The sequence below is a fragment of the Mycobacterium kyorinense genome, assembly GCF_001672775.1.
Lineage (GTDB): Bacteria > Actinomycetota > Actinomycetes > Mycobacteriales > Mycobacteriaceae > Mycobacterium > Mycobacterium kyorinense_A.
This window is the reverse complement of the sequence record NZ_LZKJ01000093.1, coordinates 19,627-34,781: the sequence shown is the minus strand read 5'-3', so window position 1 is coordinate 34,781 and position 15,155 is coordinate 19,627. Positions and strand designations below refer to the sequence as shown.

13 protein-coding genes are annotated in these 15,155 nt (G+C 64.3%); 7 read left to right on the top strand and 6 right to left on the bottom strand.

Annotation, left to right across the window (positions count from 1 at the left end; genetic code table 11):
• Positions 1 to 51: 51 nt before the first annotated feature.
• Both A5707_RS10225 and A5707_RS10220 read right to left on the bottom strand, forming a co-directional pair.
• The gene (locus A5707_RS10225) at positions 52 to 267 is read right to left on the bottom strand and encodes an MbtH family protein (RefSeq protein ID WP_065014383.1); all 216 of its coding nucleotides are present in this window, start codon (positions 265 to 267) and stop codon (positions 52 to 54) included.
• A gap of 360 nt (positions 268 to 627) precedes the next feature.
• Entirely contained in the window at positions 628 to 2,037 is a 1,410-nt protein-coding gene (locus A5707_RS10220; RefSeq protein WP_419866410.1) for an MFS transporter, read from the bottom strand.
• Between the two features lie 495 nt (positions 2,038 to 2,532).
• Here A5707_RS10220 and A5707_RS10215 point away from each other — a divergent pair, with 495 nt between their 5' ends.
• Together A5707_RS10215 and A5707_RS10210 are read left to right on the top strand one after the other, a co-directional pair.
• Positions 2,533 to 3,540 carry a hotdog fold thioesterase gene (locus A5707_RS10215; RefSeq protein WP_065014382.1) on the top strand — a complete coding sequence of 336 codons (1,008 nt, stop codon included), beginning with the start codon at positions 2,533 to 2,535 and terminating at the stop codon, positions 3,538 to 3,540.
• 107 nt (positions 3,541 to 3,647) lie between these two features.
• A complete protein-coding gene (locus A5707_RS10210; RefSeq protein WP_065014381.1) occupies positions 3,648 to 4,841 on the top strand; it encodes an amidohydrolase family protein in 1,194 nt (397 codons plus the stop codon).
• 10 nt (positions 4,842 to 4,851) lie between these two features.
• Here the strand turns inward: A5707_RS10210 and A5707_RS10205 are convergent, their stop codons facing one another.
• Together A5707_RS10205 and A5707_RS10200 are read right to left on the bottom strand one after the other, a co-directional pair.
• Complete coding sequence (locus A5707_RS10205; RefSeq protein WP_065014380.1) at positions 4,852 to 6,105, bottom strand: acyl-CoA dehydrogenase family protein; 1,254 nt, start codon at positions 6,103 to 6,105, stop codon at positions 4,852 to 4,854.
• Positions 6,105 to 7,256, bottom strand: coding sequence for an acyl-CoA dehydrogenase family protein (locus A5707_RS10200; protein WP_065014379.1), 1,152 nt, complete (start codon positions 7,254 to 7,256; stop codon positions 6,105 to 6,107). The genes A5707_RS10205 and A5707_RS10200 overlap by 1 nt, the downstream gene beginning before the upstream one ends.
• Before the next feature lie 180 nt (positions 7,257 to 7,436).
• Here A5707_RS10200 and A5707_RS10195 point away from each other — a divergent pair, with 180 nt between their 5' ends.
• From A5707_RS10195 to A5707_RS10180, 4 genes are all read left to right on the top strand, one after another.
• On the top strand, positions 7,437 to 8,192 hold the full coding sequence (locus A5707_RS10195) for a hypothetical protein (protein ID WP_065014378.1): 756 nt from the start codon (positions 7,437 to 7,439) through the stop codon (positions 8,190 to 8,192).
• A complete protein-coding gene (locus A5707_RS10190) occupies positions 8,189 to 8,782 on the top strand; it encodes a hypothetical protein (RefSeq protein WP_065014377.1) in 594 nt (197 codons plus the stop codon). Before A5707_RS10195 ends, A5707_RS10190 begins: the two co-directional genes overlap by 4 nt.
• 133 nt (positions 8,783 to 8,915) lie before the next feature.
• On the top strand, positions 8,916 to 10,130 hold the full coding sequence (locus tag A5707_RS10185; RefSeq protein ID WP_065014376.1) for a cytochrome P450: 1,215 nt from the start codon (positions 8,916 to 8,918) through the stop codon (positions 10,128 to 10,130).
• On the top strand, positions 10,127 to 11,284 hold the full coding sequence (locus A5707_RS10180; RefSeq protein ID WP_065014375.1) for a Zn-dependent alcohol dehydrogenase: 1,158 nt from the start codon (positions 10,127 to 10,129) through the stop codon (positions 11,282 to 11,284). Before A5707_RS10185 ends, A5707_RS10180 begins: the two co-directional genes overlap by 4 nt.
• A 6-nt stretch (positions 11,285 to 11,290) precedes the next feature.
• On the opposite strand, the gene A5707_RS10175 is transcribed toward A5707_RS10180, so the two are convergent.
• Together A5707_RS10175 and A5707_RS10170 are read right to left on the bottom strand one after the other, a co-directional pair.
• Positions 11,291 to 12,511 carry a cytochrome P450 gene (locus tag A5707_RS10175; protein WP_197495301.1) on the bottom strand — a complete coding sequence of 407 codons (1,221 nt, stop codon included), beginning with the start codon at positions 12,509 to 12,511 and terminating at the stop codon, positions 11,291 to 11,293.
• A 24-nt stretch (positions 12,512 to 12,535) separates the two neighbouring features.
• Entirely contained in the window at positions 12,536 to 13,543 is a 1,008-nt protein-coding gene (locus A5707_RS10170) for an LLM class F420-dependent oxidoreductase (protein WP_065014373.1), read from the bottom strand.
• Between the two features lie 106 nt (positions 13,544 to 13,649).
• Here A5707_RS10170 and A5707_RS10165 point away from each other — a divergent pair, with 106 nt between their 5' ends.
• Entirely contained in the window at positions 13,650 to 15,146 is a 1,497-nt protein-coding gene (locus A5707_RS10165) for an acyl-CoA carboxylase subunit beta (RefSeq protein ID WP_065014372.1), read from the top strand.
• Positions 15,147 to 15,155 lie beyond the last annotated feature (9 nt).

Here is a 15,155-nt window from a genome sequence, read left to right as displayed (position 1 = left end):
TCATCTTCCCCAAGGACTCCCCAACCCCCGCGGTTGAAATCGTAAGGGCCGTCAGCCCGTTGCCAGCCTGTCGCGCAAACTCTTCGGTCGTATATCGGCCCAGTTCTGCTCGATGTAGTCCAAACAAGCCGCGCGGTCCGCTCCGCCGTAAACCACCTGCCAGCCGGCTGGAACGTCGGCGAAGGTCGGCCACAGGCTGTGTTGCTCCTCGTCGTTGACCAAGACGAAAAAGCTGCCATTGTCGTCATCGAACGGATTGATACTCACCAGTTCCCCCAGGGCGTCTAATTGACATACCGTCGCAAACTTTACGGGAGTCGAACAGCGGCCGTCGGCGGTTTCGAGAAAGTGACGCTCGCAAAAGCGGCGGAATCTGAAGTAACTGAAGGATGGTCTGTGAGCGAGTGCGCCCGCCGCCCCGCGATAGGCGCGGCCGAGCGTTGGAGTCAAAACTGATACCGCCGACCTGCGGCGTCGTGTCTCGAAATCGAAATCGGGACAGCGGATGACCACAAGTCGGTTGGATGGCAACAGATGCGCGCAATAATTGCTGACGATTGCTGGATTAGAGGTGACACGCGGCGGTATGGCGCTCTGAGGTCGGGCACGGTCCGGTGCTGCGGTTGGTTACAGTCCCCCGGCGTCGACGGCCTTCTTGACTTCCTGCGCGCGTGCCACCTGCTGCGAGGTGTAGCGGATGAGCAGCGCCACCCCAGCGACCAGGATGACCAGCCCGGCCAGCCACAGCAGACCATAGGTGTAGCCGCGGTCCAGTGCATGCAGCTGCGCCGGGTTCATGGATTTCACCGGTCCGATGATGCCGCCCAGCTGCAGCGTGCGCGATGTGACAGCGACCTGAACGACGGCCAACACCATCGGCCCGCCGAGGGTCTGCAGGATCACTGCGATCGCTGACGCCGGCCCGATGCGGTCTGGGCCGACGCTGGCGATCAACGACAGCGTCAGCGGGACACCCATCGCGCCGATACCGATGCCACCGATGACGATCGGGACAACCAGGTTGGGGAAGTACGGCATGTCGTGTTTGAACGTCGAGCCGTACAGCATCGCAACCAGCACCAGGACGCTGCCCGCGGCCACCACCACCCGCGGCGAGAACCACATCACCAAGCGCGACGACACCCCCACCCCGACGGCCATCGCGATGGTGAACGGGATGAAGCTGATGCCAGCCCGCAGCGCGCTGTAGCCCATGATGTCCTGCACGTATACGGCGACCAGCAGGACCAAGGTGAACATCAGCCCGCCAGCAAGGAACATCGCCGCCAACGTAGCGAGCCGGCTGCGGTCGAAGAACAAATCGAACGGCACGATGGGGTTCTCGGCCCTGCGCTCCACCACCACGAACGCCACTGCAGCAGCCAAGGCCACCGCCGCCAAACTGATGGTCGGCACCGAAACCCAGCCCTTCTCGGGCCCGATCGAGAAGCCGAAAACCGCCGCTGTGCCGATCAAGGTGGCCAGCACGGCCCCGGCGGCGTCGAGCTTCATCCGCTCTTTCTGAGTTTCCCGCAGCGCGGTCTGGGCCAGCCAGAGCACCAAGATCCCGATCGGCACGTTCACCAAAAACACGAGCCGCCACGACACCTCGGTGAGCACTCCGCCCACAACCAGGCCGAATACTGAGCCGACACCTGCCATTGCGCCCAGCACCGCTACTGCGGTGTTGCGCGCCGGCCCTTTCGGGAACGTGGTCGCCACCAGCGCCAAGCTGGTCGGTGCGACGATCGCGCCTCCCACCCCCTGCAGCAGCCGACCCACGACGAGAACGCCTTCGTTCCAAGCAATGCCGCACATGGCCAGGGCCGTGGTGAACACCACTACCCCCATGATGAAGGCGCGCTTACGCCCGATGGTGTCGCCCAGGCGGCCGCCCAGCAGCATCAGGCCGCCGTAGGTCAGCAAGGCGGCGGTGATCACCCAACTCCGGCCGGCATCCGAGAGCCCCAGCTCGTTCTGGATCTTAGGTAGCGCGATCACCGCGATGGTGTTGTCCATTCCCACCATCAGCTGCATGCCGCCGATCGCGACAATCGCGGCGAGGAACCAGCGAGACGGCCGCCAAGGCGGCGAATCGTCACTCGTCTGGACCGCCGTGGAGGTTTCGACAGTCGTTGGCGCCGCTTGTTCCGCGGATTCTGTCATCGACCGAGGTAGCGCTTCTTGCGCATCATCACGAGCCCCCATAGCTGGCCACCGTACTGGAACCTCCTCGTACCGCGGGGGAAATCCGAACGGATCACCGCCACTTTGCGGCAGACCGTACCTGCTTCCCCGGTGAGGCCAAACGACTCCCGCTGTCGCACAGCCCTTCTCGGCAGTAGAGGGGTGCCCGATGACCTGACACGTGCGCTGACCTGCTGTCCAAGGGCGCTAACTCTTTCGTTGCGGGGGCCGTGGTGAGCTGACGGCGAGATACGACGTCGGGCAGGTTTGCGGCGGTCAGGACGCTACCTGCGGTAATCTCATTCTCAAGTTGTGACCAGGCGCGGCGGAAGAGGAGATGCGCCCATGCCCATCCTGGACGGCGAAGCCGACGTCACGCGCGGTGAACGCTTCATCAAAACGGCGGTCGAAATCCTGGGCGAAACCGGCCGCACCGATTTCACGGTGCAAGAAGTGGTCGCCCGTTCCAAGACGTCGTTGCGGGCTTTCTATCAGCACTTTTCCAGCAAGGACGAGTTGCTGCTCGCCCTGTTCGACAAGACGATGGCGCAGACTGCGCGGGCCTGGCGCGCGGAGACCGCCGGGCTGGACAGCACCGCGGCGATGAAGCTGGTGATCGACCGGATCAGCGCACAACCCGAATCCAGCACCCAGGACAGCCTCAACCGGGCGTTGAGCCTCTACAACCAGCACCTGGCCGAAACCCGGCCGCGCGACTACGCCCGGGTGCTCTCGCCTTTGCATCAGCTGATTCGCGACATCGTGCAACGCGGCGTCTCCGAAGGCGTTTTCGGTCCCAGGCTCGACGTCGCAGCCGCCGCGGCGATCATCATGCAGACCGTTTTGGGTGCCCAGCGATTGCATTGGCTGGGCGCGGAATTGACCGGCGCGCCGATCGACTCGGCCCAGTTGTACGACTTCTGCATCCATGCGCTCGGCGCCGACGACGAGCGCGAGGTGACCGCGCCGACGCTGGGTGAATTGTTCGCGCAGATCGGTCTCCGCGAAACCGACCACGACGACGAGTACACGATGGAGTTGCCAGTCAGCCCGCAGGTGGTCAACACGTCCGGCGCGGTTCAAGGCGGACTGCTCGCCACCCTCGCCGATGTAGCGGGTGGACAGCTCGGGCTGCATTATCTGCCGACGGGCGCCGGCTTGACCACCGCTGATCTGTTCATCCGTTATCTGCGCCCGATTACCGCCGGTTCCGCGCGAGCGGTCGCCCGGGTGCTGCGGGCCGGCCGACGCGCCGTCGTTACCCAAGTGGACGTATACCGCAGCGACGACGACGAACTCGCTGCGACTGCGACGGTGAATTTCGCCATCGTCAACGGCCCGGAACGCCACTGAGTCGGCCGGCGCTGACCGCCGACGACTATTCCGCATCCGCCCATCTGGGTGGTAACGTCATTACCGCCTCCCGCAGCCGCTTTTCGGAACCACGATCAGGAGTCGCCATGCCGTCCCGCGAACTGTCCTTCCCGGTATTCGACGCCGACAACCACATGTACGAGCCGCAGGAGGCGCTGACGAAGTTCCTGCCGGAGAACCGCAAGCGCGCCATCGACTACGTGCAGGTTCGCGGTCGCACCAAAATCGTGGTCCGCGGCCACATCAGCGAGTACATTCCCAACCCGACCTTCGAGGTGGTGGCCCGGCCGGGCGCCCAGGAGGACTACTTCCGCCACGGCGCCCAAGGCAAGAGCTACCGCGAGATCCTGGGTGAGCCGATGAAGGCCATCCCCGCGTTTCGTGAACCGGGCGCGCGGCTGGAGGTCATGGACGAGCTCGGCATCGACTACGCCTTGATGTTCCCGACTCTGGCCAGCCTGGTCGAGGAGCGCATGAAGGACGACCCGGAAATGACCCACGACGTCATCCACGCACTCAATGAGTGGATGCATGAGCAGTGGTCGTTCAACTACAAGGACCGCATCTTCGCCACTCCGGTGATCACCCTGCCGATCGTCGAGCGAGCGCTCGAAGAACTCGAATGGTGTCTGGAGCGCGGCGCCCGCACCGTGCTGGTCCGTCCGGCGCCGGTGCCGGGTTTCCGCGGCAGCCGGTCGTTCGGCCTCGAGGAGTTCGACCCGTTCTGGCAGGCCTGCATCAAAGCCGAGTTGCCGGTCTCGATGCACGCTTCGGACAGTGGCTACTCGGAATTCGCCAACGTGTGGGAACCCGGCGACGAGTTCCTGCCGTTCAAGCCGACTCCCTTCCGCAGCTTCGCGATGGGCCACCGGCCGATCTTGGACGCCATGGGTGCGCTGGTGTGCCACGGTGCGCTGTCGCGCAACCCGGAACTGCGGATCCTGTCGATCGAAAACGGTGCCGACTGGGTACCCGACCTGTTCAAGGGCCTCAAGGGCGTCTACAAGAAGATGCCGAAGTCGTTCAGCGAGGACCCCATCGAGGCGTTCAAGCGCTGCGTCTACATCACCCCGTTCTGGGAGGACCGGTTCACCGAGATCGTCAACATGGTGGGCACCGATCGAGTGCTGTTCGGATCCGACTGGCCGCATCCGGAGGGCCTGAAGGATCCCATCTCCTTCGTCGACGAGCTCACTGACTTCGATGAGGCGGATGTCGCAAAGATCATGGGCGGCAACCTGATGAAGCTGATGAAGGTCGTCAAACCAGTCAGCGCCTAAGCCCGGCGCGCTACTGGGACTTGCCGTGCCGCACTTGGTTGAACGGCACGCCGCGGTCGGCAGCGTATTCGCGGGGGAAGTCCAGTACCCGCTCGCCGATGACGTTGCGGGCCATCTCGGTGGTTCCACCGCCCATGCACACCGTCTGGCGGGCCAGATACCGCAACCCGGTTTGCAGTCCCTCGCCCTGTTCGCCGACCACCCCGGCCGAGGCTGCGATTGCCAACGCGGTATCCATGTCCAGCGTCACGGTCTCGGCGTGGAAGAGCCGGATCAGCGTGCCGCCGGCCGGCGGCAGGGTGCCGTCGCGCACGCTGCGGTACACGTGACCGGATAGCTGGTCGCTGACCGCGCGATGCACCAGCACCCGCCCGGCCATCTCGCGCACCCGTTCGTTGTCGGACCGGCCGGTTTTGTCGACCAGGGCCACGTAATCCACCGGCGTCGAACGGCCGCCTTCACTGCCTGTGCCGCTGGCGAATTCGGAGCTCTGGCCCACCGCGCGACGCTCATGGTAAAGCTGACGCGACGCGACCGCCCATCCGTTGTTCACCTCGCCGACGACGGCGTCAGGTCCGACGTCCACGCTGTCGAGGAACTCCTCGCAGAACTCTGTCGAGCCGTTGAGCTGGGTGATGCGCCGCAACGTGATTCCAGGATGGGCGATCGGCACCAAGAACATGGTCAGCCCGTCGTGTTTGGGGACCTCCCAGTTGGTACGTGCCAGGCACAGCCCGTAGTCGGCGGCAAATGCGCTGGTGCTCCACGTCTTTGCACCATTGATCACCCAACGGTCGCCGGCTTGGTCGGCGCGGGTGAGTACACCGGCCAGATCCGATCCGCCGCTAGGCTCCGACAGCAGTTGCACCAACACTTCGTCGCCGCGCAACGCCGCAGCTATGTGCTGTTTCTTCTGTTCCTCGCTGCCGGTGTCGAGCAGCGTCGCACAACAGATCGTGAATGTGGGCGTGTTGAGGATCAGCGGCATCTCGTACGCGAGGCTCTCCTCGTCGAACGCCTTCTGGTACTCGTAGTCCAGTCCCAATCCGCCATACTGCGGCGGGAAGCAAATGCCGGCGAATCCGCCGTTGTACAACAACTTTTGCAGTTCACGGGCCCGTTGCCAGCAGCGTTCGTCGTCACGGTGGGCGACTGGCGGCGATGCCGGATCGATGCGCGGCATGTTGTCGGCCAGCCAGGCCCGGGCTCGGGCGCGGAACTGCTCGACCGACTCGGCGGCAGCTGTCGCACCGGTCTGGGTCATCAAGCCGACCGCGGTGCGTGTTTTCCGGCTTCTTGCCATGCATACACCCGCAGGTTGTGTTCCTCCGGAGTGCCGAACATGGAGCGGTACAGCGCAACTCGCCGCAGGTACAGGTGCAGGTCGTGTTCCCAGGTGACGCCGATGCCGCCGTGCATCTGGACGCAGCCTTGCACGATCTCGTTGGCCATCTCCCCGACGTAGGACTTGGCGATGCTGGCCGTCAACCCGGCCTCCGGCGAGCCGGCGGCGATCGCGGAGACCGCTGCAGCCGTCGTCGCCCGACATCCCTCCAACCACATTTTCATATCGGCGAAGCGGTGCTTGAGCGCTTGATAGGACGCCAGCGGTCGCCCAAATGTGTGGCGGTCCAACGCCCATTGCACGGTGAAGTCGAACACCGTTTGCAGGATGCCGACCACTTCGGCGCACTGCAGCACCTGGGCAATCTGACTCTGCCGGTCGATCAGCGCGGTGGTCTCGGCGGCGCAGCCGACGGCTGCGCTGTGGTGAATGTCCACACCGCCGAAATGCACACGGGCGTACTGCTTGACCAGATCGATGGACTGTTGCGGTTCGATCCGCACCCCCGCCGCATCCGTCGGCACCAAAAATTGGCGCACACCGTCGTCGCAGCGCGCCACCACCAGGAGCAGGTCGCTCTGAGCGCCCGCCTCGACGCGATCTTTGACCCCGTCAATGCGGTAGCCGGATTCGGTTGGCGTGGCGGTTACCGACGGTTCGTCCGGCGCCCAGCCCTGGCCCGGTTCGTAAACGGCCCACGCGGCCACGGTCTCGCCCGAGACCAGCGATTCGATCGTGCCGGCATGGGTTTCGGGCTCGCCGCAGCCTGCCAGCGCGGCAAGCACCGTACTGACCGGATACAACGGCCCGGGCGCCACCGTCTTTCCGAGCTGTTCGGCGACCATCGCCAGATCCGCAACGCCGCTGTCGGAAACGGCTCCGCCCCCGAATTCCTCGGGCACCAGCAAAGCCGTCCACCCCAACTCGACGGCGCGCCGCCACCACGCCCGGTCAAAGGAGATGCCTGCTTCGTGCAGCGCCCGCACCCGGCTGAGCGGGACCTCTTTTTGGAGAAACGCTTGGGTGGTGGAGGCGAAGAGTATCTTTTCGGGAGAATCGACGGCAGTCATGATGCTGGCTAAGCCTCCTGGGCTTTTCCTACGAACGCAGCGGATGAAGGTCGGCGTGTCCTGCTCATCCGTACGATCGGTCCCAGTCGGGGTTCGCTGGTTCTCCGATGGTAGCAATGGTCAATACAGTAAGAGACACCGGAGATCTGTCGATAATGACGTTGACAAGCTGGGGACAGCATGGCTGACGAGCGCCCGAAAGCCGACAAGGCGGACGCGGACGCCCTCGCGCTGGCCGAGCAAGCCGAAGCCGAAGCTGCTGAGGCCGAAGCGCTGGCCGCAGCAGCACGGGCCCGTGCGCGGGCGATCCGATTACGCCGCGAGGCAGAGGAAGCGGCCGAAGGCGGCGACGACGCGGTGAGCACCGCTACTGAGATAACAACCACCGCCGCATCCGCCGAGTCGACCGAGCCGGCTGTGCCGAGCGACCCGGTCCTGCGGCGCCGGCGGATACCGGGCATAGCTACGGCGCTGACCGCTGCGGCAATCGTCGCCATCTGCGCTCTGCTTGGCGCCAGCGGATTCATGATCTGGCATCACCACGGCGTCGTCGCGCAACAGCAGCGATCCGCGGCGTTCGTCGCCGGGGCCAAGCAAGGCATCGTCAACATGCTGTCGCTGGACTACAAAAATGCCAAGGACGACGTGCAGCGAGTGATCAATAGTTCCACCGGCGAATTCTTGGACGACTTTCAGAAGCGGGCCGCCGATTTCACGTCGGTGGTTGAGAAGTCCAAGGTCGTTACCGAAGGAGCGGTGGTGGCCACGGCGGTCGAGTCGGCCGACAAGGACTCCGGCGTGGTGCTGATGCTGGCCACTGAACGCGTCACCAATTCCGCTGGCGCCAAAGAGGAGCCGCGCACCTTCCGGTTGCGCGTGTCGGTCGCCCGGGACGGCGATCAGATCAAGCTGTCGAAAGTGGAGTTCGTGCTGTGAACGCGGACGACACAACCGAGCGCGTCGACGTCGAGATCGACAAGGCTGTAACGGAATCCGACACGTCATTGCAGCGCAAGCCGGCCGCTGGCCGCAGTGCGGCGGTGCACATCAAACTCACTCCGGCCATTCTCGTCCTGCTTCTGTTGGTCTCCAGCGGGCTAGCGGCTTGGCTGTATTTCAGCCAGTACCGGCCTGATACGCAGACCGGCGACGCGGCTGCCAAGGCGGCGACCACCGCCGCCGCGGAAGGCATGGCCGCGTTGCTGTCCTATAGGTCCAAAACCCTCGACCAAGACCTCACAGCCGCCAAATCTCACCTCAGCGGGGATTTCTTGAACGACTACGAGGCGCGGGTCCGCGAAGTCGTCATTCCGGCGGTCAAGGGAAAGGACGTGACGACCACCGCTCAGGTCGTCGGCGCCGCGGTGTCCGAACTGCGCCCGGACTCGGCGGTCGTGTTGGTCTTCATCGATCAGACCACCGTGAGTAAAGACCGGCCCGATCCGGCGATGTGGGCGAGCAGCGTGCTGGTGTCGTTGACCAAAGCCGACGGTAAGTGGCTGATCACGAAATTCGAGCCGGTATAGCCGACTGACTCGTCCGCGCCTGGGTGCATGAGGCATCGACCGTTGGGCTTCGTTGCTATCTATATTATGATAGCGAGGTTCGCCCGGACGGCTGGTCCGGGACGGCCCTACCGGTTGCCCAGGAGGGACGCTGATGCCCATCGGCACCGACCCGCACGGCCAGTCCGTCACGCTCGACCCCACCGGCGAAACCAGCCCATATCCGTTCTTCGAACACATGCGGCACACCGAGCCGGTCTGGCACGGAACGCTCACCGACCAATCACAGTTGCCGCCAGAGTTGGTGCCCGACGACGAGTGGGTCTTGTTCGGGTACGACGACGTATTCCGGGCTTTCCGCGACGACCAGATCTTTAGCTCGCATGCCTACGATCAGACCATCGGGTTGGTGATCGGGCACACGATCTTGGCGATGGGTGGCAAGGAGCATCACGACCATCGCAACCTGGTAGCCAAAGCTTTTCGTGCCACGGCGCTGGAGCGCTGGGAACCGTCGGTGATCGCGCCGGTCTGCGATCAGTTGGTCGATGAGATCAAGAACGACGGCACAGCCGATCTGGTCAAGGCTTTGACGTTCGAGTTCCCCACCCGGGTCGCCGCCACGCTACTTGGGCTGCCCCGCGACGACCTTGACTTGTTTCGGCGATTGTCTTTCGACTTGATCTCGATCCCAGTCGATATCGAGGCGGGACTAAGGGCATCGATCGAACTGCACGACTACTTCCTCGCGCAAGTGGAGCAGCGGCGCCGCAAGATCACCGATGACATCATCGGCGACCTCGTTGCCGCTGAGATCGACGGTGAGAAGCTGACCGACGAGGCCATCATTTCCTTTCTGCGGCTGCTGCTGCCGGCCGGCCTGGAAACCACCTACCGCTCCTCGGGCAACCTGCTCCACCTGCTGCTGACCCATCCCGAACAACTGGCGACGGTCTACCAGGACCGGTCGCTGATCCCGGCTGCATTCGAAGAAGGCCTGCGATATGAGACACCGCTGACCACGGTTCCGCGGACGACCACCGAAGCCGTCGAAATAGGTGGGCGGACAATCCCATCCGGCGCGCAGGTCGACCTGTGCATGGGCTCGGCCAACCGCGACGAAAGGCGCTGGAGCAATCCGAACATGTTCGACATCCACCGCCCACGGCAAGCGAATCTGTCCTTCGCCGGTGGCATTCACATGTGCCTGGGAATGCATTTGGCCCGGCTGGAGACGCGGGTCATGCTCAATAGTCTCTTCGACCGGGTGGGAAACCTGACGCTGGCGTCCGACGACGAAGCCAGGATCGTGGGGCTCACCTTCCGCTCCCCCAACAAACTTCCGGTCACCTTCACCGCGACGTCATGAGGAGCCGGGCGGCGATTCTGCACGACGTCGGCGGTCCTTGGGCTGTCGAGGAATTCGAGCTCGACGCGCCTCGCGCCGGCGAGGTTCTGATCGAGATGGCGGCCGCCGGGCTGTGCCATTCCGACGACCACATCCTCAAAGGCGACATGTCCGCGCCCAACGAGGTACTTCGGTCGCTGGGGCTGCCGACGATGTTCCCGACCATCGGCGGTCACGAGGGGTCCGGCCGGGTGGTCGAAGTCGGCCCAGGTGTCACCGAATTGGCGCCTGGTGACCATGTGGTGACATCGTTCGTCGCGGTATGCGGTCAATGCCGTTGGTGTGCAACGGGGATGGAGTACCTCTGCGACACCGGAATCGGAACGTTGACTCCCGGTATGCCTACCGACGGGACGTTTCGTCACCACACACTGGACGGCAAACCACTGGGCCACATTTCCAAGATCGGCGCATTTGCCGAACACACTGTGGTGGCGGCTAATTCGCTGGTCAAGATCGAACGGGACATACCACTGGCTCCGGCTGCGTTGCTGGCTTGCGCTATCCCGACCGGATACGGATCGGTCGCCAACCGCGGCGCGATCCGGGGCGGCGACACCGTCGTCGTCGTCGGTGTCGGCGGCATCGGCACCGGCGCGGTCCAGGGTGCCCGCATCAACGGCGCCGCACGCATCATCGCGGTCGACCCGGTGGAGTTCAAACAGAAATCGGCGCTCCAGTTCGGCGCCACCCACAGCGCTGCTTCCGCCGCTGAGGCACTGGATCTGGTGCGGGCGCTGACCTACGGGGTGATGGCCGACGCGGTGGTGGTTTCGCCGTCGCTGATCACGCCCGACGACGTCCGCGATGCGCTACAACTCACCCGCAAGGGTGGCACCTGCGTGCTGACCGGCATGACCTCTCAGCTGACCCGCTCGGTCAACCTCGACCTGCAGGACTTCATCTTGATGAACAAAACGTTGGCAGGCACGGTGTTCGGGTCGTGCAACCCGAAGGCCGACGTCTTCCGGCTAGCCCGGCTCTACCAGACCGGCCAGCTACAGCTCGACGAAATGATCACCAGGCGCTACCGGCTCGACGACATCAACGAGGCGTATGTGGACCTGCTGAACGGCAAAATCATCCGGGGCGTCCTCGATTTCGGGAACGGGTGAGTTGCGCTACCGAAAGGAGTAGCGTACCGGCAAGTGCTTGAGGCCTCCGACGAACGTGGTGGCGACGAACTGCGGTTCACCGGCCAGCTCAATAGATTTCAGGCGCGGCAGTAGTTCGGTGAAGAAGCTGTTGACTTCCATACGGGCCAAGGCCGCGCCTAAACAGAAGTGCACACCGTAGCCGAAGGACAAGTGTTTGTTGGGATCCCGGGTGACGTCGAAGCGGAAGGGGGTCTCGAAGACATCCTCGTCGCGGTTGGCCGACACATACGACAGCAGCACCGACTCCCCCTTGGCGATCGGCACTCCGTGCACCGTGGTGTCTTCAGCGGCGGTGCGCATGAATGCCTTAACGGGGGTGACCCAGCGGATCATCTCCTCGACGGCCAGCGGCATCAATCCTAGATCGTCGCGCAGGCGTTGTAACTGATTGGGGTTGTCGATCAGAGCGTGCAGGCCACCGGAAATCGTTGCGCTGGTAGTGTCGTGGCCGGCCGCGGCCACGATCGCGTAGTACGAAACGGTGTCGATATCCGACAACGGCTCACTGTCGATACGGGCATTGGCGATGGCGGACGCCAGGTCCTCGGTGGGGTTTTCGCGCCGTGCGGCGGTCAACGCGGTGAAGTACTGGAACATTTCCAGCAGGGCGGTGGATTGGTCCTCCACTGTGGCGCCACGTTTGTACTCGTCGTCGTCGCTGCCGAACAGTTCTTGGGTCAGCTTGAGCATCAGCGGAAAGTCGGATTCGGGCAGACCCAGAAGCGACATGATGACATACAGCGGATAGTTCACCGCGACCTGCTGCACGAAGTCGCATTCCGGGCCGATCGCCGCCATCTTGTCAACGTAGGACTTGGCGAGTTCGTCGACGCGGACCTTCAAGGCCCGCATGGCCTTCGGCCGGAACCAATCAGCGCCGATAGCTCGCAGGTCACGATGCTCGGGGTCATCGAGGTGGATCAATGTGCGCACTCCGACAGCAGCTTGCATCTCGTCGGCCTCCGCGGTCACCAATACCGGGCGCGGCGAGTTGGTGAACAGCATGTTTTCCCGCTCGATATCCATGATGTCGACGTGTTTGGTGATCGCCCAGAACGGCCGATAGTTCGGCACGTCGACCCGCGACACCGGAGCGTTGGCCCGAAGATGGGTCAGCGCCGCATGCAATTTCGGCTCGTCGGTATAGGCCAGCGGATCGGCGAGCAGTTTGGCGGCATCGTCCATCGTGGGTGTGGTCATGGCGGTTCCTTACTCACGCAACTCTTGCAGCACAGCGGTGACAGTGGCCTCCGGAAGGGTGTGGGGAAGCGACGGCATCACCCGGTCGATCACGCCGTCGCACCGGCTTGCAAGCGCGGCGGCCAGCTTTTCGACCGGCGCAACGACCGCGAACGCCTCGAGTATCTCGTCGTCGATCACCGCGCTCATCGCGTCCCATTCGCCTTGCAGCGAAAGCCGATGCAGTTCCGTTGCCACCTGCCCCCACCCATGCAACTCGAGAACCTTGCGATAAGCCGGCGTCGAGCCATAGAAGGCAATCTGTTTGCGGACTCGCGCCGCGGCGCCCTCCAACTCGGCATCGTCGTTACCGGTCACGGTGAACACCGGGCACGCCACCTGAAACCCGCTGCGTTCCCGGCCGGAACGTCGCATGCCACGCTCCAGCGCCGGAATCGTCACCTCGTGCAGGTAGCGCCTGGTGGTGAATGCGTGGACCAGTAATCCGTCCGCGACGTCGCCCGACATCTCGGTCATCGCTTCGCCCACCGCGGCGATGAAGACCTTCGGCGCCGGATACGGCTGCGGCTCCGGGGTGAACATCGGCGTCATGAGCTTGTGGGTATAGAACTCGCCTTCGAACCGCAGCCTGGTGCCGTCCTTCCACGCCGACCAGATCGCGTGCAGCGCCAGCACGAATTCGCGCATCCGGCGCACGGGATGACTCCACGGCATGCTGAATCGCTTTTCGATGTGCGGCTTGATCTGCGTGCCCAGCCCGAGAATGAACCGACCCTGCGAGTAGGTCTGCAGGTCCCAGCCGAGGTTGGCCACGGTCATCGGGTTGCGGGCGAACGCCACCGCAATACTGGTGCCCAGTTCCAGGCGCGAGGTGTGTTCGGCGGCCAGCAGCAGCGGAAGAAACGGATCGTGGTTGATCTCACCGGTCCAGCAGCCGTCGTAGCCGCGTTTTTCCAGTGTGCCCGCTAATTCCGGCACCCGAGCCAGGTCGCTGAAAAGGCCGCCGTCAACCTTCATCGCGGCGCCAGCCAGACACCCATGTCGCAGACGCTACAGTAAGCAATTCAGTAGGGTCAATGGAGGTTAGGCTCTAATCAACCCGTCGACGAGTGAGGACATGCGGATGACGAAGCCCCCCGATTGGGAGGAGACGCTCGACGATCTCGATCGCCGCCGTCAATACGCGTGGGGCATGGGCGGCGAGGAGCGACTGGCCAAGCACCGCGGCAAGGGCAAGCTCGACGCGCGCGCCCGGGTGGAGCGACTGCTGGACCCGGGGACGTTTCGCGAGCTGGGCACGCTGGTCGGCGGCGACGCGGCCGCCGACGCGATCGTGGTGGGTTCCGGATTGGTCAACGGCTCGCCGGTGATGGTCGGCGCCGAGGACTTCACCACGTTGGCGGGCAGCATCGGGCCCGGAGGCAACTCCAAGCGGTACCGGATCGCCGAATTGGCGCTGCGCGACAAGATTCCGTTGGTGATGCTGTTGGAAGGCGCCGGCTTCCGGCCCACCGGAGGGCATTACGGCCGCACACCGACCGACCTGCTTGCCCAGGCGCAGTGCTCGGGACGGGTGCCCACGGTCGCCGCGGTGCTCGGTCCGTCGGCTGGGCACGGCGCCTTGGTGGCGCCAGTGTGCGACTTTCGGATCATGAGCCGGCAGGGCGCGATCTTCACCGCCGGTCCGCCCGTCGTCAAAGAGTCGACGGGAGAAGACATTTCCAAGGAAGACCTGGGCGGCCCGGATGTCGCGTTGCCCAGCGGCGTAATTCACAACGTCGCCGAAGACGACGAGGCCACACTCGCCGACGTCCGGCGTTACCTGTCCTACTTTCCGTCGAGCGCCTGGTCCTATCCCCCATCGCTGACGACCGACGAGACCGCCGAGCCGCGGCCGACGCCGGAGCTACTCGAGATCGTCTCTCGCGACAACCGGCGGGTCTACGACATGCGCGCGGTGCTCGACGTCATCTTCGACCGCCCCGACTGGTTCGAGGTGCAGCCGCAGTTCGGGCGGGCCATCATCTGTGCGCTTGCACACCTGGGCGGTCACCCGGTGGCGGTGGTGGCCAACCAGCCGCAGGTGCTGGCGGGTTCGATCGACGCCGATGCCGCCGACAAGGCAGCGCATTTCATCATGGTGGCCGACTCGTTTCACCTGCCGATCGTGTTTCTGGCCGACAACCCGGGGATGCTGCCGGGCAGCCGGTCGGAGCGTCAGGGCGTGCTGCGCGCCGGCGGGCGAATGTTCGCCGCGCAGACCGCGGCCACGACGATCAAGCTGCACGTCACGTTGCGCAAAGCCTATGGGTTCGGGTCGATGGTGATGTCGCTGCTCGGCTTTGATTCTCAGGCAGCGACGTTCGCGTATCCGGGTGCGACGATGGGCGCGATGAGCGCGGCGGCGCTGAGCCGCGCATCACATGCCGGAGAAGACCTTTCGGCCAAACTGCGCAACGCCGAGCTGCAGGCGTCGTATCGGTCGGCTGAGCACATGGGTTTCGACGAGCTCATCGATCCCCGCGAAACCCGCGACGCGCTGTTGGCCACGCTGCAACGCGGTCTGCACAGCCGCCAAGCCGCCCCCGAACCAGTGATGCGAACAGCGATCCTGCCGTAACTTTTCTGC